A 25,834-nucleotide genomic window follows, 5' to 3' on the forward strand; every position below is an offset into this window, starting at 1 on the left:
CCTCGGATAGCCGATCAAGGAGTGCAGGATGAGCGATTCCTCCGCCCCGGCCACGTCCGGAAGCGCAGCACATGACCCCAATGGTGCCCCCGGCGCGGCGCTGACCACCGCCGATGGCGTACCGCTGAAACAGAGCCTCAATCGCGCCATCCGTCGCAGCCGCATCAAGGCGTTGCTGCTGGTGGCGCCGTTGCTGGTCTTCATCGGGCTGGCATTCGTCATGCCCATCTTCGACATGCTGTCACGCAGTGTCGACAACCCGGAAGTCTCCACCTATCTGCCGCGCACCAGCGAGGTGCTGGTCGACTGGGACGGCGAAGGGTTGCCGGAAGAGGCCGCCTACGCCGCCCTGGCGCAGGATCTGGCCGCGGGACTCAAGGCGCGCAATCTCGGGCGCGTCGCCTCGCGTCTCAACTACGAAAAGTCCGGAATGCGGTCGCTGTTCATGAAGAGCGCCCGCCGTGCCGGTCGCATGGAGGCCCCTTACAAGGCCGCGCTGATCAAGGCCGATGAGGATTGGGAGGACCCGGATATCTGGCGTCTGATCAAGCGCGAATCGTCGCCTCTCACCGCTTCCTACTATCTGGCGGCGGTGGATCGCCAGTTCTCACCGACAGGGGAGATCGTCGAGAAACCGGAGTATCTGCAGATCCACGTCTCGCTGTTCATCCGCACCTTCTGGATGAGCGCGGCGATCACCGGGCTGTGTCTGTTGCTGGCCTATCCGGTGGCCTGGCTGCTGGCGACCCTGCCGGCCAGTCGCGGCAATCTGCTGATGATTCTGGTGCTGCTGCCGTTCTGGACCTCGCTGCTGGTGCGAACCACCACCTGGATCGCGATCCTGCAGCAGCAGGGGGTGCTCAATGACATGCTGGTGGGCGTCGGGATACTCGCCGAGGAGGCGCGTATCCAGATGATCTACAACAAGACCGGCACCATCATCGCGATGACCCACATCCTGCTGCCGTTCATGATCCTGCCGCTGTACTCGGTGATGAAGACCATCCCGCCCAGCTACATGCACGCGGCGCGCTCGCTGGGCGCCGGGCCGATCACCGCCTTCCGGCGCGTCTACTTCCCGCAGACCTTGCCGGGCATCGGGGCGGGCTCGATTCTGGTCTTCATCCTCTCCATCGGCTACTACATCACGCCGGCACTGGTGGGCGGGCAGTCGGGCCGCTTCATCACCAACTTCATCGCCTATCACATGCAGACCTCGCTCAACTGGGGGCTGGCAGCGGCCATTGGCTCGATACTGCTGGTCGTGGTGATCCTCTTCTATCTCGTCTACAACCGCCTGATCGGTGTGGACAAGGTCAAACTGGGGTGACAGATGGCCATACCTTCCTATGCAACTCGTGGTGAGCGGATCTGGCATTGGGTGTTCTGCGTGCTGTGCGCGCTGATCTTCCTGTTCCTGATCGGGCCGATCCTGGTGATCATTCCGCTCTCGTTCAATGCCGAACCCTACTTCACCTTCTCGGAGAAGATGCTGTCGCTGGACCCCGATGGCTATTCGTTGCGCTGGTATCAGGAGTTCTTCACCTCGGATGAGTGGATGCGCTCGATCAAGAACAGCATCATCGTGGCGGTGTGCGCGACGGTGCTGGCCACGGTACTGGGCACGCTTGCCGCACTGGGGCTTTCCAGTCGCTTCATGCCGTTTCGCAACACCATCATGGCGATCCTGATCTCGCCGATGATCGTGCCGCTGATCATCAGCGCCGCGGCGATGTTCTTCTTCTTCTCGAAACTGGGGCTGACCCAGACCTATCTGGGCGTGATTCTGGCGCACACGGCGCTGGGCATTCCCTTCGTGGTGATCACGGTGACGGCGACGCTGTCCGGCTTCGATCACTCGCTGACACGTGCGGCGCACTCGTTGGGGGCCAGTCCGAGTCGCACCTTCTTCCGCATCATCCTGCCGCTGGTGACGCCGGGGGTGGTCTCCGGGGCGCTGTTCGCCTTCATCACCTCGTTCGATGAGGTGGTGGTGGTGCTGTTCATCGCCGGGCCGGCGCAGACCACCATCCCGATCCAGATGTGGTCCGGTATCCGCGAGGAGATCAGCCCGACGATTCTGGCGGTGGCCACGCTGCTGGTGCTGGTCTCGATTCTGCTGCTGACGACACTGGAGCTGATTCGCCGGCGTAATGAACGACTGCGCGGCCTGACGCCGAGCTGACCTCTGTCCTCTACCCTCTACCCTCTACCCTCTACCCTCTACCCTCTACCCTCTACCCTCTACCCTCTGCCCTCTGCCCTCTGCCCTCTGCTCTTGAGTGCTGAGCGCTTGATAGCGGTGAGAAACAGGAGTCGCAAGAAACGCCCGCGCCCCCGCAGACAGACTCTGCGGGGGCGCGGGCGTTTCAGGGCCAGGGCTTGAAGACAGGGCTTGGAGATAGGGCTTGGAGACAGGGCTTGAGGAAAAGCCTGCTGCGTCAGGCCGCGCCGAGCCGCTTGTAGAGCGTGGTGCGACTGATGCCCAGCTCCCGCGCGAGACGCGAGACGTTGCCGCCCAGCGCGTCCAGCGCACTCTGCAGCTCCTCGGCACTGGAGAGATCATGCAGCGAGGGCAGGCCGCTCGGTTGCGAGGGCTGGTGGGCAATCTCGCCCTCTGCAGCGGGACAGTCGCCTTCTACCGCGAGGCAGTCGCCCGCCAGCATCACATGGCACGGCTCCAGGGTCGGCCCATCGCACAGTGCCAGCGCCAGACGCAGCACGTTGTCCAGCTCGCGCACGTTGCCGGGCCAGTCATGCTGGGTGAGGCGATCGAGGAAGGCGGGCGTGATGCGCGGCAGCTCACGTTGCTGCTCCCGGCACAGCCTGGTCAGCAGGGCACGACTCAGGCCGGCGATGTCGTGACGCTCCCTCAGCGGCGGCAGGGCGATGGTGGCGCCACACAGGCGATAGTAGAGATCCGCCCGGAAGCGCCCGGCCTTGACCAGCTCGCTGAGGGGCTGATGGGTGGCGGCGACCAGTTCGAAATCGACCCGCTGCGGCTTGCCGCCGCCCAGCGGGGTGACTTCACGCTCCTGCAGCACGCGTAGCAGACGCGCCTGCACATGCAGTGGCATGTCGCCGATCTCATCCAGGAACAGGCGCCCGCCATTGGCCTCGAGCAGGCGGCCTTCGCGTCCGGCGGGGTCGGCACCGGTAAAGGCGCCGCGCCGATAGCCGAACAGTTCGGCCTCGACCAGCTCATCAGGCAAGGCGGCGCAGTTGATGGCGACCAGCGGCTGATGGGCGCGATGACTGGCCTGATGCAGCGCCTTGACCACTTCCTCCTTGCCGACGCCGGTCTCGCCCTGCAGCAGCAGTGGCAGGCGGGCGTTCACCAGCCGCGTCAGCAGTTCGCAGACCCTGGCCCAGCCGGCATCGCCATGATGCAGGCGCGCAAGGCTCGGGTGGCATGCAGTCTCTCGAGCGGCGGTCTCGGTCGGCGGCTGGCTTTCTGGGTGCTTGGCTGGCGCGCGGGCCACGACCCTTGGCCTGGGCGGGGCTGCACACAGAGTGTAGCCCGTGAAGCGCGGGTGCTGTGTGAGCGTTACACACTGCGCCTCGGCGAGCTGGGCCAGCGGCGCCCAGTCCAGCTGCCAGCGTGCCAGCGGCTGGCCCAGCAGCAGGTGGATGTCATCGCGGGTGGCGCAGCTGTCGCTGTCCGCAGCATGGGCTGCGCTGTTCGATGCATTGGCTGCATTGTCTGCGTTGTCTGCGCTGTCGGAGGCGGGCGTGAGTTCAAGGTGAGCCGCCAGCAGCTGCAGTCCCCGGCGACTGGCAGCCGCGACCTGACCTTGCGGCGTGATGGCCAGCAGGGCCGCGCTGGGCGAATCCAGCTGCGAGCGGTTGAGATGCAGGCGCAACAGGTGATGGTCGTGCCCATGCGCCTCGCCCAGACGGCGTTGCTCGATGTCATCCGCCAGTACCCCGAGCATGCCGAGGCTGTACTGGCGCACACGGTAGGGGTCGCAGATCAGTCCCAGGCACCCCTCGCAGGCGCCGGGCGTCAGGCCGCGACTGGCACTCCAGCTGGCGGGCGCCAGCAGCGCGGCACTGGCACTGGCCAGCCCCTTGAGGCATTCGGCGTCATGCGCCTCGAGGGCGATGCGTGCCAGGCGATTGGCGCGCGGCGCATTCAGGGTCTCGGCGATGGCGTTGTGGCCCAGCGACTCCTCACGCCAGCGCGCGCCGGGGTGCAACAGGGCGGCGTCATTGCCCAGCAGCTGTTGATGGCCGTAGCTTGCCAGCACCACGCCGTCGCGGTCGGTCAGCACCAGACACGCCTGCCAGTGATCGAGCAGGTTGAGGGTATGGCCGGCCACTGCTGACGCCACCGTCGCCATCAGGCTGGCGGCCTGACGCTGACGCCAGACGAGCTCCTCCGGCGGACACCTGAGAGTTGAGGGCGGCAGCGCCGAGGGGAAAGAAGAGGGAAGAGAAGAGGAGGGAGCAGAGGGCAGAGCAGCCGCAGAAGATGCGCAGGCGGCGCCTCGATCGAGCGCCTGATCCTCTGCGTGGCGGGCTGAATGCTTGGCCGAATGATGGGCAGCGTGGCGCGCTGAGTGCTTGGCGGCGTGGGGTAGTGGCATGCGACGTCCCTTGTGCGGCGGGCCTTTCAGGCCTCTGTTGTTATTGGTGCTGTTATCGATGCTGTTATCGGTCTGGGGGAGTGTTCACGGTAATGTTCACTTGTGCGTGGTGAGTGTTCAGTTCCGAGAACTTTAGTGTTCAGACACTGTTCATCAGAGTAGCGGCAGACACGGCGGATGACGGGCTAGACCATGGTCTGCCCCTGCCTTGGTCGCATCTGGCAAGTAACTGAATGATCGACAGAAGAGCGGAATCCGGCGCCCTCCGAGGGCTGAAGGAGGGTGTCTGTGGGCAGGGGGTTGCGCGCGGCTGGCACAGGGTTCGCTTGAGGATAGTCACCAGGTGGGTGTGAACACTCGGCAGTGGTTGGCCGTGTCCTTGCCCCGATGATTTTCACCAGACGAGACAGCGCCATGTCCTTGAGCCTTGAGGCGGTCACCCGCCGGGTTGGCCGCGAGACCCATATCGACAGGGTGGACCTGACCTTCGAGCCCGGCTCCTTCAATGTGCTGCTGGGACGCACCCTGTCCGGCAAGACGTCACTGATGCGCCTGATGGCGGGTCTCGATGTGCCCAGTGACGGGCGCATCGTGATGAACGGCGAGGACGTGACCGGTCGGCCGGTGCGCGAGCGCAACATCTCGATGGTCTATCAGCAGTTCATCAACTACCCGAGCCTGAGCGTCTACGACAACATCGCCTCGCCTTTAAAGCTGGCGCGCATGGCGCCCGAGGAAATCCGCCGCCGCGTACACGAGATCGCCGAGATGCTGCATATCGAGCAGTTCCTTGCACGTCAGCCGGCGGAGCTGTCCGGTGGCCAGCAGCAGCGCACGGCCATGGCGCGGGCGCTGGTCAAGGACGCCGACCTGGTGCTGTTCGATGAGCCGCTGGTCAATCTCGACTACAAGCTGCGCGAAGAACTGCGCCACGAGATGCGCAGCCTGTTCGCGACCCGCAACACCATCGCCGTCTACGCCACCACCGAGCCCGGCGAGGCACTGGCACTCGGCGGCACCACCACGCTGATGCATGAAGGGCGGGTGCTGCAGTCAGGACCTACCGAGGCCGTCTACCATCATCCGCTGAGTGTCGAGGCGGCGAAGCTCTACTCCGAGCCGCAGATCAACCTGTTCGAGGCCGAGGTGCGCGGACGTGAGCTGGCGTTCTCCGGCGCGGCCAGTGCCGGCGAGCAGAGCAGCCGTTTCGTGCTGCCCGCGCCACTGGCGGGGATCGAGAGCGGGGCCTACCGCTTCGGTATCCGCCCCAGCCATCTGGGGCTGGCACCGCTGGCCGATGATGATCTGGAGTTCGCCGTCACGGTGGATATCGCCGAGATCTCCGGCTCCGAGACCTTCCTGCATGTCAGCAATGACGATCACTCGCTGGTCCTGCATCTGGCCGGTATCCACGACTTCGCCGTGGATGATGCCATCCGCGTCTATGCCCCCGCCCACAAGCTGTTCGTCTATGCCGCCGATGGTGGTGACGGGGCGGAACAGCGTGGCGATGGGGCACTGATCCGCTCGCCCGAGCGACCCACCACGACTGGCGGAGGGCTGGCCTGATGGCGGAAATACACCTCAATGATCTGGCGCATAGCTACCTGGCGGCGCCCACCGCGGACAGTGATTACGCCATCCGGCGCATGAATCATGTCTGGCAGCAGGGCGGCGCTTATGCACTGCTCGGCCCGTCGGGGTGTGGCAAGAGCACGCTGCTCAACATCATCTCCGGGTTGCTGGCCCCCTCCGAGGGTGAGGTGCGCTTCGATGATCGCGTGGTCAATCGGCTGCCGCCGGAAGAGCGCAACATTGCTCAGGTGTTCCAGTTCCCGGTGGTCTACGACACCATGACGGTCTTCGACAATCTGGCCTTTCCGCTGCGCAATCAGCGCCAGCCGGAGCACAAGGTGCAGTCCCGGGTGCGTGAGATCGCCCAGGTGCTGGAGCTGGAAGACCTGCTGACTCGGCGTGCCAGCAACCTGACAGCCGACGAGAAGCAGAAGGTCTCGATGGGCCGTGGCCTGGTGCGCGATGACGTGGCCGCCATCCTGTTCGATGAACCGCTGACGGTCATCGACCCCCACCTCAAGTGGAAGCTGCGCCGCAAGCTCAAGCAGATCCATGAGCAGTTCAACATCACCATGGTCTACGTCACCCATGATCAGCTGGAGGCCTCGACCTTCGCCGACAAGATCGCGGTGATGTATGAGGGCCGCATCGTGCAGTTCGGCACCCCGCGCGAGCTGTTCGAGGACCCCGCGCACACCTTCGTGGGCTACTTCATCGGCTCACCGGGCATGAACCTGGCCAGCATCACGCTGGAATCACAGGGCGTGCGACTCGGCACGGGGGAGGATGCGCCCTTGCTGCATCTTCCTCGGGCGCTGCTGGCGACGCTTGAGGAGCGAAAGGGCGAGCTGAAGCTGGGCATCCGGCCGGAATTCGTCGAGCTCGAGGCCAGCGACAGTTCACCAGCGGCGGCGGTTCCCGACACCCGCGAGCATTGGCTGAGTGGTCAGGTCACGCTGGTGCAGGATCTTGGCACCTACAAGGTGGTGGATCTCGACATCGGTGGCGGCTGCCTGTTCAAGGCGCGCATCGAGGAAGATGCGCCGCTGCCGGCAGGCCGCGTGCGCCTGCGTCTGCCCGCCCGCTGGCAACGCTTCTATCTCGATGAGCATCTGCTGGATCTGTCGCAGGCCGGCGCGCATGACAGTGGCGAGGCGGACAGCCTTGCCAGAGGGGAAGATGACGAGCGGCCGGGAGGTAACGCCTGATGCAACGCACACACAACAATCGCGCCTGGTGGCTGGTGCTGCCGGTGGTCATCGTGGTGGCGTTCTCGGCCATCATCCCGATGATGACGGTGGTCAACTACTCGGTGCAGGACATCTTCGATCCCTCCACGCGCTTCTTCGTCGGCACCGAATGGTATCGTGAGATCCTGCGTGACGAGCGCCTGCACGACTCGCTGATCCGGCAGTTCGTCTATTCCTTCGCGGTGCTGGCCATCGAGATTCCGCTGGGGATCGCCGTGGCGCTCTCGATGCCGCGCAAGGGCTTCATGGTCTCGCTGTGCATGATTCTGCTGGCCTTGCCGCTGCTGATTCCCTGGAACGTGGTCGGCACCATCTGGCAGATCATCGGTCGTGAGGACATCGGACTCTACGGCTGGGCACTGGGCCAGCTGGGCATCGACTACAACTACGCCTCCAATCCGGCAGACGCCTGGGTGACGGTGCTGGTGATGGATGTCTGGCACTGGACGTCGCTGGTGGCGCTGCTGTGCTATTCGGGGCTGCGTGCCATTCCCGATGTCTATTACCAGGCCGCGCGCATCGATCGTGCCTCGCCCTGGGCCGTGTTCCGCTACATCCAGTTGCCCAAGCTCAAGAGCGTGCTGTTGATCGGCATCATGCTGCGCTTCATGGACAGCTTCATGATCTACACCGAGCCCTTCGTGCTCACCGGTGGCGGGCCGGGTACCACCACCACCTTCCTGTCCCAGACCTTGACCCAGATGGCGATCGGCCAGTTCGATCTCGGACGTGCCGCAGCCTTCTCGCTGATCTACTTCCTCATCATCCTGCTGGTCTCGTGGCTGTTCTATACCGCCATGACCCATCAGGACAGTGACGACGCCTGAGGAGACGAGTGATGACCACACGCAAGCGTCTGGTAATGACGATCTATCTGCTGTTTCTGCTGGTGCCGATCTACTGGCTGCTGATCATGTCCTTCAAGTCGAATCAGGAGATTCTCGGCGGCCTGACCCTGTGGCCCGAGAACTTCACCTTCGACAACTATCGGGTGATCTTCACCGACCCCAGCTGGTACATGGGCTACCTCAACTCGATGAGCTACGTGGTGCTCAACATGCTCATCTCGCTGGCGGTGGCGCTGCCGGCGGCCTATGCCTTCTCGCGCTATCGCTTCCTAGGCGACAAGCACCTGTTCTTCTGGCTGCTGACCAATCGCATGGCGCCGCCGGCGGTCTTCCTGCTGCCGTTCTTCCAGCTCTATTCCTCGGTGGGACTGTTCGATACTCCGCTGGCAGTGGCACTCGCGCACTGTCTGTTCAACGTGCCGCTGGCGGTCTGGATTCTGGAGGGCTTCATGTCCGGCGTGCCCAAGGAGATCGATGAGACGGCCTATATCGATGGCTACAGCTTCCCGCGCTTCTTCCTGACGCTGTTCATTCCGATGATTCGCCCGGGAATCGGGGTGACCGCCTTCTTCTGCTTCATGTTCTCGTGGGTGGAGCTGTTGCTGGCGCGAACCCTGACCTCGACGGAGGCGAAACCGATAGCGGCGGTGATGACGCGAACGGTCTCGGCCTCGGGCATCGACTGGGGCGTGCTGGCCGCCGCCGGTGCCCTGACGCTGATTCCCGGCATTCTGGTGATCTACTTCGTGCGCAACCATGTCGCCAAGGGCTTCGCCCTGGGGCGGGTGTGATCGGCACCAGGACAAGCGCCGCTGTCATTGCCGTCAGCAAGTCTCTGCTGGCGGCCCACAAGAGGACATGATGATGGAATGGATGGCCTGGACACTGCCCACGTCACTCTTCTTTGCCGGTATCGGCACCCTGCTGCTGGGCATGACCGCCTGGCAGTTCGTGACCCCGACACTGAGTCGGCAGGGATTTCTGCCCATCGCGACCACGCGGGGCGACAGACTGTTCATCGGGCTGCTCTCCAGCGGCTGGCTGCATCTGCTGTGGCTGGGCTTTACCGATCAGGTGCTGTGGATGATCAGCATCGTGTGTGTCGTCTGGATGCTGGTGTTGATGAAGTGGGGATGAAATGCGGGGAGATGTGGAGAGGAGAGAGCGCTGACGACAGGCAGCGTCGCCCGGTGGCAACACGGAACCGGACAGCCTGAGAGGAGTCCCAAGCGGTTCTGACTGGCATCCGCCAGTGACATTCGCCGCTCTGGAACCTCGTTGCATGTCGTCATCTCGCTCACCGCATCGCTCGTCTACTGATAGTGCTTCAAAGGGTGCTTTACATGGCGCTTCACATGGCGACTCTCCCTCGCCGGGCCGCAAGAACCGCCGTCGTCTCTGGGCGGGCGTGATAGGGCTGAGCATTGCCTGCGTTGTCGCCCTCGGTTGGTGGGCCGGTACACCGCTCGACAACCCGGACACCACGACGCCTGATCAGCAGGTCGGGAATGGCGAAACGGAAGATGCAGGGCAATCAACATTGTGGCAGCAGTATCAGCGCGTGTGGCAGGCCAATCAGACCCGCCCACCCGAGGCGCGCAAGCCACTGCCACTGCCTGACGTTTCCCGTGCCGGCTACCACCAGGGCGAGGCACTTCCGGCGCTTGAGCTCGAGTCCCGTGACGAGGGTGAAGCGCCAGGAAAGGGCGAGGCAGAAAAGGGCTCGGCAGGTGAGAGCGAAAAGGGCGCGCTGCGCCGGTTCGATGTCACGGCCTACGGCGCGGATGGCAGTGACACCCTGAGTGATCGCCGCGCCATTCTCGAGGCGCATGCCGCCATGCGTGACTGGCAGCGCCAGGGCAGTGATGACGCTGACCGCCCGGCGCGACGCGGCGTGCTGTATTTCCCGGCGGGGGATTACGTGGTGTATGGGGCAGCCGAGCGCGACTGGTTTCACTCCCGCCTGGTGGCACTGAAAGCCGCGGTGGCGGATGCAGAACGCCAGCAGGCGCTGCGCGAGGCATTGCTCAAGATGCAGGGCTTGAGTCTGGCAGGCAGTCATTGGACCTTGATGGGCGCGGGCAGTGATGTCACGCACCTCAAGCAGACCCGGCCGATGCTGCCGTTGCACGCCAGCTGGTACTGGAGCACTCCCTGGCTGCTGCATCTGGGCAATCTGGCCGAGGGGGGCAAGCAGGAAGAATGGCAAGCCGTCACGCCGACGAGCCACCGGCAGCCGGCAGATACGCAGGACACGATCACGCTGGCGGGTGAGGCGGGTGAGACAGATGGCGCAGCGCTCGCGCCAGGCGACGAGGTGTTGCTGGAGAGCATCGACAAGCGGTCTGAGGCAGTGGCCCGTGCCCTGGCACCCTATCAGATGGAAAAGGACGCCAGCACCGGCGAGTCACGCTGGTTGATCGAGCGTGACGGAGTGATCAAGCGGGCGCGCTACCGCGTGGTGGCACGTGACGGCAAGCGTCTCACGCTCTCGTTGCCGGTGGTGCATGAGCGCTTTCCCGGTGAGCAGTGGCGGATCGCACGCCTGCACCCGGCGCGGGAAGTCGGGGTGCAGGGCATCACGCTCAAGGGCAACTGGCGGGGGCACTTCAAGCATCACCGCAGCGCCGAGGACGACAGCGGCTTCGGCCTTCTGGACCTGGATGGCATCACGGATGGCTGGGTGCGTGACGTACGGCTCGACAGTTTCAATAAGGGGGTGAAGGTGCGCCACAGTTCACAGCTGACACTCGAGGACGTGACGATGACCGGCAAGCCCGGGCATATCGCGATGACGATCAGTGACAGCAATCAGGTACTGGCCCGCCAGGTAGTCGACCAAAGTCATGCCTGGCATGCGCCCGGGGTGGCCCGCTACGCGACCCATAACGTCTACCTTGAACTGGAGCACGCCGGTGACAGTGGTATCGAGCTGCATGGTCAGCAATCGCGCGACAACGTGTTCGATCGCAAGCGTGGCGGTCATGTGCGCGACCGCTGGGGCGCCAGTGTCGGCCATCAGCCCAATCATCTGCGCGGGCTGGTGCTGTGGAACCCGGTCAATACCGGCAAGCCACATGCTGCCTGGCCCTTCATGCGCGCCGATTCTCACTTCGGCAAGGTGATCATGCCGACGGTCGTCGGGGCGACCGGGCATGCGCTGGGCATCGCCAATCGCCATGACTATGCCCGGGTGATGAATGCCAAGGGCGTGACCGAGTATGACCCCTTGCCGCCGATGGATGCCTTGCAGGCCCGCGTCGAGTCACCGGGCGAGGCCGTGAAGCCGGCCTCGCTCTACCGCGCCCAGCGCGAGCTGCTGCAGGAGGCGCGAGAGTGACAGCAAGCCGCTGAGTATCAGTGCATCAGGGCATCAGCGCAGCAGAGCAAGCAGGTCAGCAAGGACAACAGAGCAGCAAGAACAACAGAGCAGCAAGAACAACAGAGCAGCAGCCAACGACAGCCGATCGCAACGGCAGGAGGACGAGCAGCACCGAGAGCAAGCAAGGCGGCGAATCGCGCCGCGCGACACGTGATTGACGGAAGTGGTTGTTGGAAGACGCGACACAACAATAACGCCAATGAAGGGACATCCCATGAGTCAGCACATCATTCGACCCGCACGCCTGCGTTACGCCATCGCCTTCGCCACGGCGGCGGGGCTCGTCGGCCTTTCCAGTCAGGCCATGGCCGATCAGTATCAGGATGCGGCAAGGAAGTGGATCGATCAGGAGTTCTCACCCTCCACGCTGAGCAAGGACGAGCAGATGTCCGAGCTCGAATGGTTCATCAAGGCCGCTGAACCGCTGCGCGGCATGGAAATCAAGGTGGCCTCGGAAACCCTGACCACCCATGAATACGAGTCCAAGGTGCTGGCCAAGGCCTTCAACGAGATCACCGGCATCAAGCTGACCCACGACTTGATTCAGGAAGGCGACGTCATCGAGAAACTGCAGACCCAGATGCAGTCCGGGCGCAATATCTACGATGGCTACGTCAACGACTCCGACCTGATCGGCACGCACTTCCGCTATGGCAAGGTCGTGCCGATCAGCGACATGATGGAAGGCGACGGCAAGGCCTTCACCTCGCCGACGCTGGATCTGGACGACTTCATCGGACTGGATTTCACTACCGGCCCGGATGACAAGCTCTATCAGCTGCCGGACCAGCAGTTCGCCAACCTCTACTGGTTCCGTGCCGACTGGTTCGAACGCGAAGATTTGAAGAAGCAGTTCAAGGACAAGTACGGCTACGAGCTGGGGGTGCCGGTCAACTGGTCGGCCTATGAGGACATCGCCGACTTCTTCACCAATGACGTCAAGGAAATCGACGGTGAGCGGGTCTACGGCCACATGGATTACGGCAAGAAGGACCCGTCACTCGGCTGGCGCTTCACCGATGCCTGGTTCTCGATGGCGGGTGCCGGCGACAAGGGCCTGCCCAACGGCCTGCCGGTGGATGAGTGGGGCATTCGTGTCGAGGAATGTCAGCCGGTGGGCTCCTCGGTGACACGTGGCGGCGCGGCCAACGGCCCGGCGGCCGTCTATGCCACCACCAAGTATGTCGACTGGCTGGGCAAGTACGCACCGCCGGAAGCCCAGGGCATGACCTTCTCCGAGTCCGGCCCGGTGCCGTCCCAGGGCAACATCGCCCAGCAGATCTTCTGGTACACCGCCTTCACCGCCGACATGACGCGGGATGGCCTGCCGGTGGTCAACGACGATGGCACGCCGAAGTGGCGCATGGCGCCGTCGCCGCATGGCCCGTACTGGGAAGAGGGCATGAAGCTTGGCTATCAGGACGTGGGCGCCTGGACCTTCTTCGATTCCACGCCGGAGAAGAATCGTCACGCGGCCTGGCTGTACGCGCAGTTCGTCACCGCCAAGACCGTCTCGCTCAAGAAGACCCTGGAAGGGCTGACGCCGATCCGCGAGTCGGATATCCAGTCCCAGGCGATGACCGATGCCGCGCCGAAGCTGGGTGGTCTGGTCGAGTTCTATCGCAGCCCGGCGCGGGTGCAGTGGTCGCCGACCGGCACCAACGTGCCGGATTACCCCAAGCTCGCCCAGCTGTGGTGGCAGTACATCTCCCAGGCCGCCAGTGGCGAAGCCACGCCGCAGGAAGCCCTCGATGGCCTGGCCAAGGCGCAGGACCGCATTCTCGAGCGTCTCGAGCGTGCCAAGGTGATGGACAACTGTGGGCCGAAGCTCAACGAGGAGCGTGATGCGGAGTACTGGTTCGCCCAGCCGGGTGCGCCGAAGGCCAAGCTGGACAACGAGAAGCCCAAGGGCGAGACCATCGCCTACGACGAGCTGCTCAAGAGCTGGAAGGAGTAAGTTTGGCTGGCGCGACACTGCGCCTTCGAGCAGTTTCCTGAAAGACAGCAGCAACGACAACGCCCCTGCCGGTTTCCCGGCAGGGGCGTTTTTGTGCCAGAGCGATCAGCGACAGTGTTTCATCACTGTCTCATTGCTGGCTCTCAATCACGGCTCTCAATCACGGTAGAGATCGATGCTCGGGCAGGAGCAGATCAACTGACGATCACCGTGCACGTTGTCGACCCGGTTGACCGCCGGCCACTGCTTGGCGGCCTTGACGTGCTCGCTGGGGAAGGCGCCGATCTCGCGGGAGTAGCTGCGCGTCCACTCGGCGTCCATCAGGTCGGCCTGGGTGTGCGGCGCGTGCACCAGCGGATTGTCTTCCAGTGTCCACTCGCCTTGCTCGACACGGGTGATCTCGGCGCGAATCGCGATCATCGCCTCACAGAAACGGTCGATCTCGTAGAGCGACTCGGACTCGGTGGGCTCGACCATCAGGGTGCCCGCCACCGGGAACGACATGGTCGGCGCGTGGAAGCCGTAGTCGATCAGGCGCTTGGCGATGTCTTCCTCGCTGATGCCGGAAGCGGCCTTGAGCGGGCGGATATCGATGATGCACTCATGCGCCACGGTGCCGTTCTTGCCGCGATAGAGCACCGGATAGTGCCCATCGAGACGCGTGGCGATGTAGTTGGCGTTGAGGATCGCAAGCTCGGTGGCTTCACGTAGCCCCTGCGCGCCCATCATCTTGATGTAGGCCCAGGAGATCGGCAGGATCGCCGCGGAACCGAAGGCGGCGGCCGAGACGGCGGTGCATTCCGGCTTCACGCCTTCCAGCGGGGTGACCACGTGGTTGGAGACGAACGGCGCCAGGTGGGCCTTGATGCCGATCGGGCCCATGCCCGGGCCGCCGCCACCGTGGGGAATGCAGAAGGTCTTGTGCAGGTTGAGGTGCGAGACATCGCCGCCGAAGTCCCCCGGGCGGCAGATGCCGACCTGGGCGTTCATGTTGGCACCGTCGATGTAGACCTGGCCGCCGTGATCGTGAACGACCTGACAGGCCTCGCGCACGGTTTCCTCGAACACGCCGTGGGTGGACGGGTAGGTGATCATGATCGCGGACAGCTTGTCGCTGTGCTGCTCGGCCTTGGCACGCAGGTCGGCGATGTCGATGTTGCCGTTGGCGTCGCACTCGACCACCACCACCTTCATGGCGGCCATCGCGGCCGAGGCCGGGTTGGTGCCGTGGGCGGAGCTGGGGATCAGGCAGATGTCGCGCGCGCCTTCGCCGATGGAGGCCTGATAGCGACGGATCGCGACCAGCCCCGCGTATTCCCCCTGCGCGCCGGAATTCGGCTGCATGGAGATGGCGTCGTAGCCGGTGATCTCGACCAGGAAGGCGGACAGCTCATCGATCATCTGCTTGTAGCCGACCACCTGATCTGACGGTGCGAAGGGGTGGACGTTGGCGAATTCGGGCCAGGTCACCGGGATCATCTCGGTGGTGGCGTTCAGCTTCATGGTGCAGCTGCCCAGCGGGATCATCGCGTGGGTCAGCGACAGGTCCTTGTTCTCCAGACGCTTCAGATAGCGCAGCATCTCGGTTTCCGAGTGGTAGCGGCTGAAGGTCGGGTGGGTCAGGAAGTCGCTGTCACGCTGGCAGGCCGCCGGAATCGCGCTTGCGCCCTTGGCCAGCAGGTCCTGGTCCAGCGCGGCGACGGATAGGCCGTGCTCCTCGCCGAGCAGCACGTCGAACAGCACGCCGACGTCAGCGGCGGTGGTGGTCTCGTCGAGGTTGATGGTGATGCGGCCGTCGCCGTGGTGGCGCAGGTTGATCTCGTGGGTCAGCTCGCGACCGTGGATCTTGCCCTCATCCACGCCGGTCACGGTGATGGCGTCGAACCAGCTGTCGTGGGCCAGTGCCATGCCGCAACGGCTGACGCCCTCGGCGAGAATGCTGGTCAGGCGATGCACGCGGGTGGCGATGCGCTTGAGGCCCTCGGCACCGTGATAGACGGCGTAGAAGCCGGCGATGTTGGCCAGCAGCGCCTGGGCGGTACAGATGTTGGAGGTCGCCTTCTCGCGGCGGATGTGCTGCTCGCGGGTCTGCATCGCCATGCGCAGTGCCGGGTTGCCGCGCGAGTCCTTGGAGACGCCGATGATGCGGCCCGGGATGGAGCGCTTGAGCTTGTCGGTGGTGGCGAAGAAGGCCGCGTGTGGGCCGCCGAAGCCCATCGGCACGCCGAAGCGCTGGGAGGTACCGACGACGATGTCGGCGCCGAGGCTGCCCGGCGACTTGAGCAGCACCAGGCTCAGCAGGTCGGCGGCCACCACGGTCATCGCGCCATTGGCGCGCGCGTCGTCCAGCAGCGGCGCGAGGTCGCGCACCTGACCGGTGTTGCCCGGATACTGGAATAGGGCGCCGAAGATGTCGTGCTCGCCGACGTTCTCGGCGGCATCGATGATCAGCTCGAAGCCGAAGTAGTCGGCGCGGGTGCGCATGACGTCCAGGGTCTGCGGCAGCACGTCATCGGCGATGAAGAAGCGCTTGCTCTTGCTCTTCTTGTTGCCGCGCTGACACAGCGCCATGGCCTCGGCAGCGGCGGTGGCCTCGTCCAGCAGGCTGGCGTTGGCCAGCTCCATACCGGTCAGGTCCATTACCGCCTGCTGGAAGTTGAGCAGCCCTTCGAGACGACCCTGGGCGATTTCCGGCTGATACGGCGTATAAGCGGTGTACCAGCCCGGATTTTCCAGCACGTTGCGCTGGATGACCGCCGGCAGGTGGGTGTTGTGGTAACCCTGGCCGATATAGGTCTTGAACACCTTGTTCTGACGCGCGAGGCGCTTCAGGTAGTCCAGTGCTTCGGATTCCGTGCGTGGCCCTTCGAGATCCAGCTCACGGCCCAGACGAATGGCGGTGGGCACCGTGCGGTCGATGAGCGTGGCGATGCTCTCTTCGCCCAGCGTCGCCAACATGCGCGTCACATTGGCATCGGTCGGCCCATTGTGGCGGGAGATGAAATCGTCGTGTCCGGCCAGCTGGGCCAGGGTAAGCGTCTCGTGAGCCATGCAAGAAATCCTGTGCTGCAACGGGGACTGCAGAGGGCAGTCCGCGGGAGGAACATCACCGTGCCAGCGAGGAAGCTGCGGGCAGGGCGTCGGGAATCATGGGGGCATCGACATCACTGCCGAGCATGCTGCAGTTGCTTCACTCCCCGCGCGACCTGCAAGGGCAGTCGCGTCAGGGGTGTCGTGCCATCGAAACGGGGTGGCGCAGTCACGAGGGTGGCTGTGCGCGAGTGCGACTTTATGCGAGCGCGGAAAGGCGCTGAAACCTCCTGCCCTGAGCGTCTTCGGCATGGACAGGAGGCTGACGGCGATCAGGCTTCGCTTTCGACCAGCTGAGAATAGGCATCAGCGTCGAGCAGCTTGTCGAGTTCGGCGCTGTCAGCGACCTTCATCTTCAGAATCCAGGCATCGTCATAGGGGCTTTCGTTGACGGATTCCGGCGCGTCTTCGAGGCTCTCGTTGACGGCGATGACTTCACCGGCCAGCGGCGCGTACAGATCAGAGGCCGCCTTGACGGACTCGATGACCCCGAACTCTTCTTCCAGCGCCAGCTCACGGCCGACTTCCGGCAGTTCGACGAAGACGACATCGCCCAGCGCTTCCTGGGCGTGGTCGGTGATCCCGATGGTCACGGTGCCATCACCGTTGTCCTGAACCCACTCGTGACTCTCGGTGTACTTCAGCGTGGCGGGAATATTGCTCATGAGTGTTTTCCTATGTGAAAAGATTTTCTGATTCAGGGAATCGGTACGTCATTATGCCCCAAGGTCCCGGCGTGTGGCAGTGGCAGACTGCCGCGTGATGCTACGACTTTGGGCGTGTATTGCTGACGGCCGTACCTCTATCGTGGTCTGTCACTCTTCGGGCGTCCAGTGTCTTGCGTGGTTCACTCATGAAGCCCGCCATCACGGGCTTGCCTGGCCCGTGGCTGCGCATCGCTGGCCAGGCCGCCCGGCGCCTTTCCAGTGCGCCGTGACACCTCGTGAGAGGTTGAGTGCAGCGCAGCAGTGCGGGAGATCGGTCGCGCCAGTGGGCGAGGATGTCCGAGTCACTGTTGCGAGGCGCTCAAACTCGCGTTATGGTGCCGACAGTTTCTTATCGGAAACTTGTTTCCATGTTGTGTCGTGAAGACCCGGCTGTCAATGCCTGATGCGTTCAAGCAGAGCGAACCTGATGAGAGCGCATGAGAGCGCTGGTGGCATTGAGAGAGTCTTTACCTGAGCGTGACCGCGTCGGGCATACGGCTCTGCATCTAGCTCGTCATTCGGCTCGGTTTGTTGTGAGACTTTTTTCGCCAGTCTCGAGATCACCCGGCGCAGGATCTGCTGCCAGAAGACACGATGAGGCGATGAAACATGCGAGTTGGCGCAGTCTCATCGTACTTTTTACGCAATGATTGCCTCACCTGCCAGCGTAAAGCCCTGTTGGGCTAGTGAAGTGAGATAGCTTCCGCTAATGTGAGCTGTCCCAACGGTGAAAATGCCGTGGGAGGCTCGTCGCGGGTCGATCACCCGCCTGGGGATGGCACCGCCACGAGTCACTGCGCATCGTGTGATAACAACAATTCAGCGGAGGAAATCTGCGTGGAAATGATCAGTTCCGTCTTTAGTGCCATCAATGGCGTCGTCTGGGGCCCATTGATGCTGATCCTGTTGCTCGGGGTCGGCTTCTATCTTCAGGCAGGCCTCAAGGGCATGCCGCTTCGCAAGTTGGGTACCGGCTTCAAGCTGTTGTGGAATGGTCGTGCGCCGGGCAAGGATGGCGACGGCGAGATTTCTCCTTTCAATGCCCTGATGACGTCGCTGTCGGCGACCATCGGTACCGGTAACATCGCGGGCGTGGCAACCGCCATCGCGCTGGGTGGCCCGGGGGCGATCTTCTGGATGTGGATCACCGCGCTGGTCGGCATGGCGACCAAGTACGCCGAGGCCGTGTGTGCCGTGCGTTATCGTGAAGTCGATGACACCGGCAACCATGTCGGTGGCCCGATGTACTACATCCGCAACGGTCTGGGCGCCAAGTGGGGCTGGCTGGGCGGTGCCTTCGCCTTCTTCGGTTGCTTCGCGGCCTTCGGCATCGGCAACACCGTGCAGTCCAACTCGGTCGCGGATGCGCTGGAAACGTCCTTCGCCATCCCGCACTGGGTCTCCGGTGTGGTGATGATGGTGCTGGCCGGCGCCGTGATTCTCGGTGGTATCAAGCGTATCTCCAGCGTGGCCGGCAAGCTGGTGCCGTTCATGGCCATCGCCTACTTCCTGGCCGGCATCATCATCCTGGTGATCAACGCCGACCAGATCGGCCATGCCTTCGGTCTCATCTTCACCTATGCCTTCAATCCGGTCGCGGCTACCGGCGGCTTTGCCGGGGCAGCGGTGATGGCCGCCATCCGTTTCGGTGTTGCGCGCGGTATCTTCTCCAATGAAGCGGGCCTGGGCAGTGCGCCCATCGCCCACGCGGCGGCGCAGACCAAGAACCCGGTTCGTCAGGGTCTGGTCGCGATGCTGGGAACTTTCATCGACACCATCATCATCTGCACCATCACGGCGCTGGCAATCATCACTTCCGGCCTGTGGTCTTCCGGGGAAACCGGCGCGGCCCTGACCTCGATGTCCTTCGATCAGGCGCTGCCGGGGGTGGGCAACCACCTCGTGGCCATCGCGCTGGCGGTCTTCGCCTTCACCACCATCCTTGGCTGGTCCTTCTATGGTGAGAAGTGCTTCCAGTACCTGTTCGGCACGCGTGCCATCATGCTGTATCGCATCGTGTTCGTGATCGCGATTCCGCTGGGCGCGATGGCCAAGCTCGACCTGATCTGGCTCATGGCTGACACCTTCAATGCGCTGATGGCGATTCCGAACCTGATCGGTCTGGCGCTGCTGTCGCCGGTGGTCTTCAAGCTGACGCGTGATTATTTTGATGGCAAGGAAGTGCTGGCTGGCGAAGATCGCTGAACGACGCTGATGACTCGCCTGGCCCTACCGTGCCACTGACTGCCTTCTGCATCGCCCGGGTCGCCTGACCTGGGCGGTGCAGGCACAGGGCGCCCTGTTCAAGTCGGCAGTGCCCTTGAGAGCAGTGCCCATGACAACAAGCCTCCAGAGAGCGTGTGCCGTTCGGGCGCCATCTCTGAGAGTCATCGCAAGCCAACCTGGAGAATGACGATGTCCGATTCCGCCGCAGTGACGGGTCTCAAGCAGACCGCCCTTCATGACCTGCATGTCGAGCAGGGGGCCAGGATGGTCGAGTTCGCCGGCTATTCCATGCCCGTGCAGTACCCGCTTGGCGTCAAGAAGGAGCATGAACACACGCGCGCCAAGGCAGGGCTGTTCGATGTCTCGCACATGGGGCAGTTGATCCTGCGGGGCGAGAATGTGCAGGCGGCGCTGGAGGCCCTGGTGCCGACGGATATCATCGACCTGCCGGTGGGCATGCAGCGCTATGGCCTGCTGACCTCCGACACCGGCGGTATCCTGGATGACCTGATGATCGTCAATGGCGGTGATCACCTCTACGTGGTGGTGAACGCTGCCTGCAAGGATCAGGACATCGCGCACCTGCGGGTCGGCCTGCCGATGGATATCGAGCTTGAGGTGCTGGATGATCGGGCACTGCTCGCACTGCAGGGGCCGATGGCTCACGCGGTAATGCAGCGTCTGTCACCCGAGGCCTGCGAGCTGACCTTCATGCATCATGCCCACGTCACCATCGAGGGCATCGAGTGTTGGGTCAGCCGCAGTGGCTACACCGGCGAGGATGGCTTCGAGATCTCCGTGCCCGATGCCGATGCAGAGCGCTTCGCGCGTCTGTTGCTGGCGATGGAAGAGGTGGAGTTCATCGGTCTTGGCGCGCGGGACTCGCTGCGTCTCGAGGCGGGACTGTGCCTGTACGGTCACGATCTCGATACCACCACCTCGCCGGTGGAAGGCAGTCTGATCTGGGCATTGGGCAAGGTGCGTCGTCAGGGCGGCGAGCGTGAAGGCGGCTTCCCGGGGGCCGATGTCATCCTGACCCAGATCGCCAACAAGGATCACACCCGCAAGCGGGTGGGGCTGGTCGCCCAGGGGCGTGCGCCTATCCGCGAAGGGGCTGAGCTCTATGATGCCCAGGACAACCGTATCGGTGTGGTGACCTCCGGCAGCTTCGGGCCGACCTATGGCAAGCCGGTGGCGATGGGCTACGTGGGCATCGCTCACAGCGCACTCGAGACCGAAGTGTTTGCCGATGTGCGTGGCAAGCGTTTGCCGATGACGGTGACGAAGATGCCGTTCGTCGAGCAGCGCTACTATCGGGGGTAAGCGCACCGTGGCCAGGTGAGCCACAGTCAGCGCTCGCTGCGAGGCGTGACGACCCGTCGCGGGTAGCAGCGCCTTGAAGAGATGCGAAAAGGAAGAGAAACGAAAAAGGGACTGCCCAGGCAGTCCCTTTTTTCATGTCTGGCACTCGGGCATGCGGAGGGATGCGATACCCCGCGGCGTGCGCGAACGCCAGACGCAGAAAAGCCCGCCGAAGCGGGCTTTTCTGGCGGAGGAGGGGTTAGCCTCTTCCAGCTAAAATCAAAGCTTAGTCGATCAGCTTGATGTTAGCGGCCTGGAGGCCTTTCTTGCCCTGGGTGACGTCGAAGGAGACCTTCTGACCGTCTTGCAGAGACTTGAAGCCTTCAGCCTGGATTTCGGAGAAGTGTGCGAACAGGTCGTCACCGTTGTCGTCCGGAGAAATGAAGCCGAAACCTTTGGTGTCGTTGAACCACTTGACTGTGCCAGTTGCCATGATCGTAATTCCTTACTGATGATATTGCCGGGAGTTACCCGATAAACGTGGGTAAAACAAGGAGGATATACACCAGGTACCGAAGTGCTTCGATCACGACTGACGATATTCGACTTGCTAACCAACGAGAGCAATACTGCGCTGCTCGGGCGGCAAGGTCAAATGAAATATCAAAAACTTATCCTTTTGCCTAATAATCGTGCGCAGAATTCGCCCGCAAAGCCGTGCCAATAGTGCTGAGAATTTCGCCACACCGAGGGCAGGGAGTTCGCTTGTTTTTTATCCCGTTATCTTGGTGTGAGCGATGACACCTGTAGGAAAAAGACCATAGTGCGGCTTTGCTTGTATAGGGGGTTGAATGGCGCAAAGCCCCGTATGGCGGGCGATGGACACAAAAAAGCCGGCAGCGATGGCAGCGCTGCCGGCGGATGGCGTCGAAGCCATCAAGGCTCTCGGAGAGAGGATGTGATGCGCCCATCACATCATGAGAGATTTTCCTCAAAAGAGTCGGCAAAAATCCGTGGGATGCCGGGGGCGTGATTCGCCACCCTCGAGCGCAATTGTTTCATGAGTCAAAAGTGGCTCGAAGGTCAAAAGCGGCGCGAGGGTGGCCAGTGCCCGGGGCAGAAATTGCCTCAGGCGTCCAGCTGCATTTCCGGCACGTGTTCGGGGACGACCAGCTTGCCTGCGGTCAGGCGCTCGATTTCCTCGACGCTCACGCCTGGCGCGCGCTCCAGCAGATGGAAGGCACCATCCTTGATCTCGAGGAAGGCGAGGTCCGTCAGCACGCGACGGATGCAGCCGGCACCGGTCAGCGGCAGTTCGCACTGGCTGAGCAGCTTGGATTCGCCGTGCTTGGAGGCGTGGGTCATGGTGCAGATGATGTTCTCGGCACCGGCGACCAGGTCCATGGCGCCGCCCATGCCCTTGACCAGCTTGTTGGGGATCATCCAGCTGGCGATGTTGCCGTTCACGTCGACCTCGAAGGCACCGAGCACCGTGAGATCGACGTGGCCGCCACGGATCATGGCGAAGGATTCGGCCGAATCGAAGATGGCGGCGCCATCGATGGCGGTCACGGTTTCCTTGCCGGCATTGATCATGTCGGCGTCGACTTCGTCTTCATAGGGGTAGCGGCCCATGCCGAGCAGGCCATTTTCGGACTGCAGCATCACCTCGATACCGTCGGGGATATAGTTGGCCACCAGTGTCGGGATGCCGATTCCCAGATTGACGTAGGAGCCGTCCTGGATTTCCTGAGCCACTCGCTGGGCCATCTGTTCGCGTGTCAAAGCCATGATTGTTTCCTTGTCTTGGGTGCCATCAGCCATGAGGCACTGTGCCGTGTCGTGAAGGCGGTCGAGAAAGTTCGCCGTGGGGCCTGTCGCCCTGATGGCGGCGATTCATGCCGGCGGAGCCCTGGGCTCAACGCGAGCGGACGGTGCGTTTCTCGATGCGCTTCTCGAAGTTGCCCTTGATGACGCGATCCACATAGATGCCGGGCGTGTGGATGTCGGCGGGGTCCAGTTCCCCCGGCTCGACCAGCTCTTCGACTTCGACCACGGTGATCTTGCCGGCGGTGGCGGCCAGCGGGTTGAAGTTGCGCGCGGTATGGCGGTAGACGACGTTGCCGTAGCGGTCCGCCTTCCAGGCCTTGACGATGGCGAAGTCGCCCTTGATGGACTCTTCCAGGATGTAGGGGCGGCCATCGAACTCGCGCACTTCCTTGCCCTCGCCGATCGGTGTGCCGTAACCGGTGGCGGTGAAGAAGGCGGGGATACCGGCGCCGGCAGCACGCATCTTCTCGGCCAGCGTGCCCTGGGGGGTGAGGATGACTTCCAGATCGCCGTCGAGCAGCTGCTTCTCGAACAGCGCATTCTCGCCGACGTAGGAGGCGATCATGGTCTTGATCTGACGGTCTTCCAGCAGGATGCCGAGCCCGAAGCCATCGACGCCGCAGTTGTTGGATACCACGGTGAGGTCCTTGGCGCCGAGGCGCTTGATCTCTGCAATCAGGTTCTCCGGGATACCACACAGGCCGAAGCCACCGGCGATTACCGTCATGCCATCTTCGAGGCCTGCCATGGCCTCCGCGTAGCTGGTCACCACCTTGTTGAATCCTGCCATGCGAATCTCCTTGAGTATCCAAGCTGTTGTTGTCGGGATGTCTTCATCATTGCCGACAATCCTGAGTCTGTATATATTTAATAAGTTTGTTTTTTCTATCCATTGATCAGTTTTTAATAAGAATTGATCTGCTGTTTATCGCGCCTTTTCGCGAGGAAAAAGTCCGCCAAACCCCATGCTGGCGGGGCTGACGCGGTAGCGGGGCGGAACGGCCTGAGCTGAGCGGTCAGTCATGTGAGAGCTTCGTGGCTGTCATCTATGACCAATGGCCTAGATGCCCTGCGAGCGCCTGCCCTGCGAGCGACAGACGACGAACTGCGCCGCATCACCTCTTGTGACATCTCTTGAAACAACCCCGGGACAGGACACGACATGACTCTCAAACAGCTGAAGGCCTTCGTGGCCGTGGCGCGCACGCTGTCCTTCGCCGAGGCGGGCACGCTGGTACATCTCTCGCAGCCGGCCCTGTCGTTGGCGGTCAAGAATCTGGAGGAGTCGCTGGGCGGGCGCCTGTTTCAGCGCTCGACCCGACAGGTCAGCCTGACGCCGGAGGGGCGCGCCTTCTTCCCGCTGGCCAGGCGCCTGCTGTCGGACTGGGAGCATGCCGAGGATGAGATGCGCCAGCGCTTCAGCCTCGGGCGCGGCCGCGTGGCTCTGGCTGCGATGCCGACCTTCGCCGGCAATCTTCTGCCCGGGGTACTGGCCGATTTTCGCCGCCAATATCCGGAGATCACCATCGAAGTGAATGACGTCATCGCCGAAGAGGTGGTCGAGCGGGTCACCGATGGCCGTGTCGAGCTGGGGATCTGCTTCGACCCCGGCGTGCGCCAGGACCTGGTGTTCGAGCTGCTGTTCGAGGACCGCTATGTGGCGATCATTCCCCCCGGCCACGCCTTGCTGGAAGAGGCGCCGACCTCCATCGAGTGGTCACGGCTGCTCAAGGAAGACTTCATCACGCTGCAGCGGCCCTCGGGGGTGCGTCGCATGCTCGAGAAGCGCCTCGAGGATGCGGGCATGGCGCTGCATGTCGCCTTCGAGACCCACCAGCTGGTCACCTGCGGGCGCATGGTGGCGGAAGGTCTGGGTGTCAGCGCGGTGCCGGTGATGAGCGCGGCGCAGATGAGTGCGCTGGGCTGTCAGTGCCTGCCGCTGACAGGCCCCGAGATTCAGCAGCGGGTCGGAGTGATCCGTCGCGGCCGCCATGAGCTATCGGTGGCGGTACAGGCGATGCTGGAGACCCTGCGCGCCCGTTATCCGTCGGCGGAATGAATGTGGGGTGGCAAAGTGAAGCAGAGAGAAGAAACAAGAGAGAGGGCGTTAGAGCTGGAAGTGAGCATGAAGAAGGCAAGAGGAGAGCGAGAAGAGAGAAAGCAGAGTGCACAAGAAAGACGACCTCAGCGCGAGGGCGTCAGCAACTGGCGATAGGTCAGGCTGATGCGCAGCCCCTCCAGCTTGCGCGGCGGCAGCGCATGATGGAGGCGGTCCTGACAGCCACGACCCATCACCAACAGCGAGCCGTGCGGCAGCCACAGATTGAACGCCGGCGTGTCGGCATAGGGGCTGCGCGGATGGCCCTTGAAGCGCAGGGGGCGCTCTCGTCCCAGCGAGATGGCGAGCACGATCGGGCGAGTGCCCAGTTCCGGCTCGTTGTCGCTGTGCCAGCCCATGCGGTCGGCACCATCGGCGTAGCGATTGGCCAGCAGGCTGTTGAAATGCTCCGGGATCACGGGCTCGCTGCGCCCCAGGTCATCGCGTTGCGGGCTGAGCTCGTGATTGATGGCATGACGCGACAGCTCGCCCAGCTGCCAGGCGGTCATGTGCCAGGGGTTGGGTTCGAACAGGCTGCCGGAGTAGCGATAGCGGGCGCCGACATCGCCCATCCACACCTGACGGCGTGGGATCGGGTGCGTCTTGCCATGCACGCTCAGGCTGGGGCGCTGCCAGTCGAGATCGCCCTCCAGCGTGACGAGGGCCTGATCGGCCTGCAGCGGCGTCAGGGCGCGCGGCTTGAGATACAGCGGATGCAGCGGGTGGCGGTACCAGCCGTGCGTGAGGGTGAGCCAGTCATCGGGCAGCTCGCGTGGGCGAGCTGCCAGGGCCGAGCCATCCGCCGCCGTCTGGCGCGCAGCTCCATCAGCCGCGGACGTCGAATCAGAGGTCGAGAGGGCGGCGAAGAGATCATTGCCAGCAGAAGGAGTCGTCATGCGGCGAGAGTGCCAGAGCCGCGTCAGGTTGGGCAAGTGGCTCTCGATTCGCGCCGCCCCCGGGCTGGCGCATGCCTCGCGAGC

The 25,834-nt window shown here is 63.3% G+C and carries 19 protein-coding genes; 12 read left to right on the top strand and 7 right to left on the bottom strand.

Going from position 1 to position 25,834, the window contains the following annotated elements; translation table 11 throughout:
- Positions 1 to 28 precede the first annotated feature (28 nt).
- On the top strand, positions 29 to 1,330 hold the full coding sequence (locus QD356_RS02930) for an ABC transporter permease (protein ID WP_054556762.1): 1,302 nt from the start codon (positions 29 to 31) through the stop codon (positions 1,328 to 1,330).
- A 3-nt stretch (positions 1,331 to 1,333) separates the two neighbouring features.
- Complete coding sequence (locus tag QD356_RS02935; RefSeq protein WP_192837922.1) at positions 1,334 to 2,185, top strand: ABC transporter permease; 852 nt, start codon at positions 1,334 to 1,336, stop codon at positions 2,183 to 2,185.
- Positions 2,186 to 2,441: 256 nt separating this feature from the next.
- Here QD356_RS02935 and QD356_RS02940 read toward each other — a convergent pair whose 3' ends face one another.
- A complete protein-coding gene (locus tag QD356_RS02940) occupies positions 2,442 to 4,343 on the bottom strand; it encodes a sigma 54-interacting transcriptional regulator (protein WP_192837923.1) in 1,902 nt (633 codons plus the stop codon).
- A gap of 660 nt (positions 4,344 to 5,003) precedes the next feature.
- Here QD356_RS02940 and QD356_RS02945 point away from each other — a divergent pair.
- The 7 genes from QD356_RS02945 (at position 5,004) to QD356_RS02975 (ending at position 13,601) form a co-directional block, all read left to right on the top strand.
- On the top strand, positions 5,004 to 6,158 hold the full coding sequence (locus QD356_RS02945; protein ID WP_192837924.1) for an ABC transporter ATP-binding protein: 1,155 nt from the start codon (positions 5,004 to 5,006) through the stop codon (positions 6,156 to 6,158).
- A complete protein-coding gene (locus tag QD356_RS02950; protein ID WP_192837925.1) occupies positions 6,158 to 7,372 on the top strand; it encodes an ABC transporter ATP-binding protein in 1,215 nt (404 codons plus the stop codon). Before QD356_RS02945 ends, QD356_RS02950 begins: the two co-directional genes overlap by 1 nt.
- Positions 7,372 to 8,241 (top strand): sugar ABC transporter permease, encoded by an 870-nt coding sequence (locus QD356_RS02955; protein WP_043334509.1) that lies wholly within the window; start codon positions 7,372 to 7,374, stop codon positions 8,239 to 8,241. The genes QD356_RS02950 and QD356_RS02955 overlap by 1 nt, the downstream gene beginning before the upstream one ends.
- Positions 8,242 to 8,252: 11 nt before the next feature.
- Positions 8,253 to 9,053: a carbohydrate ABC transporter permease gene (locus QD356_RS02960; protein WP_043334505.1), complete on the top strand. Its 801-nt coding sequence runs from the start codon at positions 8,253 to 8,255 to the stop codon at positions 9,051 to 9,053.
- A 73-nt stretch (positions 9,054 to 9,126) separates the two neighbouring features.
- Positions 9,127 to 9,399 carry a DUF2160 domain-containing protein gene (locus QD356_RS02965; RefSeq protein WP_043334560.1) on the top strand — a complete coding sequence of 91 codons (273 nt, stop codon included), beginning with the start codon at positions 9,127 to 9,129 and terminating at the stop codon, positions 9,397 to 9,399.
- A gap of 145 nt (positions 9,400 to 9,544) precedes the next feature.
- Positions 9,545 to 11,602, top strand: coding sequence for a DUF4955 domain-containing protein (locus tag QD356_RS02970; protein WP_192837926.1), 2,058 nt, complete (start codon positions 9,545 to 9,547; stop codon positions 11,600 to 11,602).
- Between the two features lie 256 nt (positions 11,603 to 11,858).
- Complete coding sequence (locus QD356_RS02975) at positions 11,859 to 13,601, top strand: ABC transporter substrate-binding protein (RefSeq protein ID WP_192837927.1); 1,743 nt, start codon at positions 11,859 to 11,861, stop codon at positions 13,599 to 13,601.
- Positions 13,602 to 13,757: 156 nt separating this feature from the next.
- On the opposite strand, the gene gcvP is transcribed toward QD356_RS02975, so the two are convergent.
- Both gcvP and gcvH read right to left on the bottom strand, forming a co-directional pair.
- Positions 13,758 to 16,652: an aminomethyl-transferring glycine dehydrogenase gene (gene gcvP / locus QD356_RS02980; protein WP_192837928.1), complete on the bottom strand. Its 2,895-nt coding sequence runs from the start codon at positions 16,650 to 16,652 to the stop codon at positions 13,758 to 13,760.
- A 311-nt stretch (positions 16,653 to 16,963) separates the two neighbouring features.
- On the bottom strand, positions 16,964 to 17,356 hold the full coding sequence (gene gcvH / locus QD356_RS02985; RefSeq protein WP_043334495.1) for a glycine cleavage system protein GcvH: 393 nt from the start codon (positions 17,354 to 17,356) through the stop codon (positions 16,964 to 16,966).
- An 879-nt stretch (positions 17,357 to 18,235) separates the two neighbouring features.
- On the opposite strand from gcvH, the gene QD356_RS02990 reads away from it, so the two are divergent.
- Positions 18,236 to 19,603, top strand: coding sequence for a sodium:alanine symporter family protein (locus QD356_RS02990; protein WP_043334493.1), 1,368 nt, complete (start codon positions 18,236 to 18,238; stop codon positions 19,601 to 19,603).
- Positions 19,604 to 19,831: 228 nt separating this feature from the next.
- Positions 19,832 to 20,947, top strand: coding sequence for a glycine cleavage system aminomethyltransferase GcvT (gene gcvT / locus QD356_RS02995; protein ID WP_213114338.1), 1,116 nt, complete (start codon positions 19,832 to 19,834; stop codon positions 20,945 to 20,947).
- 265 nt (positions 20,948 to 21,212) lie between these two features.
- Here the strand turns inward: gcvT and QD356_RS03000 are convergent, their stop codons facing one another.
- From QD356_RS03000 to QD356_RS03010, 3 genes are all read right to left on the bottom strand, one after another.
- Positions 21,213 to 21,419 (bottom strand): cold-shock protein, encoded by a 207-nt coding sequence (locus QD356_RS03000; RefSeq protein WP_043334489.1) that lies wholly within the window; start codon positions 21,417 to 21,419, stop codon positions 21,213 to 21,215.
- 635 nt (positions 21,420 to 22,054) lie between these two features.
- Positions 22,055 to 22,717: a 3-oxoacid CoA-transferase subunit B gene (locus QD356_RS03005; RefSeq protein WP_043334487.1), complete on the bottom strand. Its 663-nt coding sequence runs from the start codon at positions 22,715 to 22,717 to the stop codon at positions 22,055 to 22,057.
- A gap of 127 nt (positions 22,718 to 22,844) precedes the next feature.
- Positions 22,845 to 23,546: a CoA transferase subunit A gene (locus QD356_RS03010; protein WP_043334485.1), complete on the bottom strand. Its 702-nt coding sequence runs from the start codon at positions 23,544 to 23,546 to the stop codon at positions 22,845 to 22,847.
- Between the two features lie 372 nt (positions 23,547 to 23,918).
- Here QD356_RS03010 and QD356_RS03015 point away from each other — a divergent pair, with 372 nt between their 5' ends.
- A complete protein-coding gene (locus QD356_RS03015; protein WP_192837930.1) occupies positions 23,919 to 24,815 on the top strand; it encodes a LysR family transcriptional regulator in 897 nt (298 codons plus the stop codon).
- A gap of 125 nt (positions 24,816 to 24,940) precedes the next feature.
- Here QD356_RS03015 and QD356_RS03020 read toward each other — a convergent pair whose 3' ends face one another.
- Positions 24,941 to 25,750, bottom strand: coding sequence for an alpha-ketoglutarate-dependent dioxygenase AlkB (locus QD356_RS03020; RefSeq protein ID WP_192837931.1), 810 nt, complete (start codon positions 25,748 to 25,750; stop codon positions 24,941 to 24,943).
- Positions 25,751 to 25,834: the final 84 nt, after the last annotated feature.

The sequence above is a fragment of the Cobetia sp. 2AS genome (genome assembly GCF_029846355.1).
Lineage (GTDB): Bacteria > Pseudomonadota > Gammaproteobacteria > Pseudomonadales > Halomonadaceae > Cobetia > Cobetia amphilecti.

Coding starts and splice junctions, on each gene's coding strand:
- gcvH (WP_043334495.1), bottom strand. CDS start 17,356: ATGAGCAATATTCCCGCCACGCTGAAGTACACCGAGAGTCACGAGTGG.
- QD356_RS02935 (WP_192837922.1), top strand. CDS start 1,334: ATGGCCATACCTTCCTATGCAACTCGTGGTGAGCGGATCTGGCATTGG.
- QD356_RS02965 (WP_043334560.1), top strand. CDS start 9,127: ATGGAATGGATGGCCTGGACACTGCCCACGTCACTCTTCTTTGCCGGT.
- gcvP (WP_192837928.1), bottom strand. CDS start 16,652: ATGGCTCACGAGACGCTTACCCTGGCCCAGCTGGCCGGACACGACGAT.
- QD356_RS02940 (WP_192837923.1), bottom strand. CDS start 4,343: ATGGCGACGGTGGCGTCAGCAGTGGCCGGCCATACCCTCAACCTGCTC.
- QD356_RS02960 (WP_043334505.1), top strand. CDS start 8,253: ATGACCACACGCAAGCGTCTGGTAATGACGATCTATCTGCTGTTTCTG.
- QD356_RS03020 (WP_192837931.1), bottom strand. CDS start 25,750: ATGACGACTCCTTCTGCTGGCAATGATCTCTTCGCCGCCCTCTCGACC.
- QD356_RS02930 (WP_054556762.1), top strand. CDS start 29: ATGAGCGATTCCTCCGCCCCGGCCACGTCCGGAAGCGCAGCACATGAC.
- QD356_RS03010 (WP_043334485.1), bottom strand. CDS start 23,546: ATGGCAGGATTCAACAAGGTGGTGACCAGCTACGCGGAGGCCATGGCA.
- QD356_RS02945 (WP_192837924.1), top strand. CDS start 5,004: ATGTCCTTGAGCCTTGAGGCGGTCACCCGCCGGGTTGGCCGCGAGACC.
- QD356_RS02950 (WP_192837925.1), top strand. CDS start 6,158: ATGGCGGAAATACACCTCAATGATCTGGCGCATAGCTACCTGGCGGCG.
- QD356_RS02975 (WP_192837927.1), top strand. CDS start 11,859: ATGAGTCAGCACATCATTCGACCCGCACGCCTGCGTTACGCCATCGCC.
- QD356_RS02955 (WP_043334509.1), top strand. CDS start 7,372: ATGCAACGCACACACAACAATCGCGCCTGGTGGCTGGTGCTGCCGGTG.
- QD356_RS03015 (WP_192837930.1), top strand. CDS start 23,919: ATGACTCTCAAACAGCTGAAGGCCTTCGTGGCCGTGGCGCGCACGCTG.
- QD356_RS03005 (WP_043334487.1), bottom strand. CDS start 22,717: ATGGCTTTGACACGCGAACAGATGGCCCAGCGAGTGGCTCAGGAAATC.
- QD356_RS02970 (WP_192837926.1), top strand. CDS start 9,545: ATGTCGTCATCTCGCTCACCGCATCGCTCGTCTACTGATAGTGCTTCA.
- QD356_RS03000 (WP_043334489.1), bottom strand. CDS start 21,419: ATGGCAACTGGCACAGTCAAGTGGTTCAACGACACCAAAGGTTTCGGC.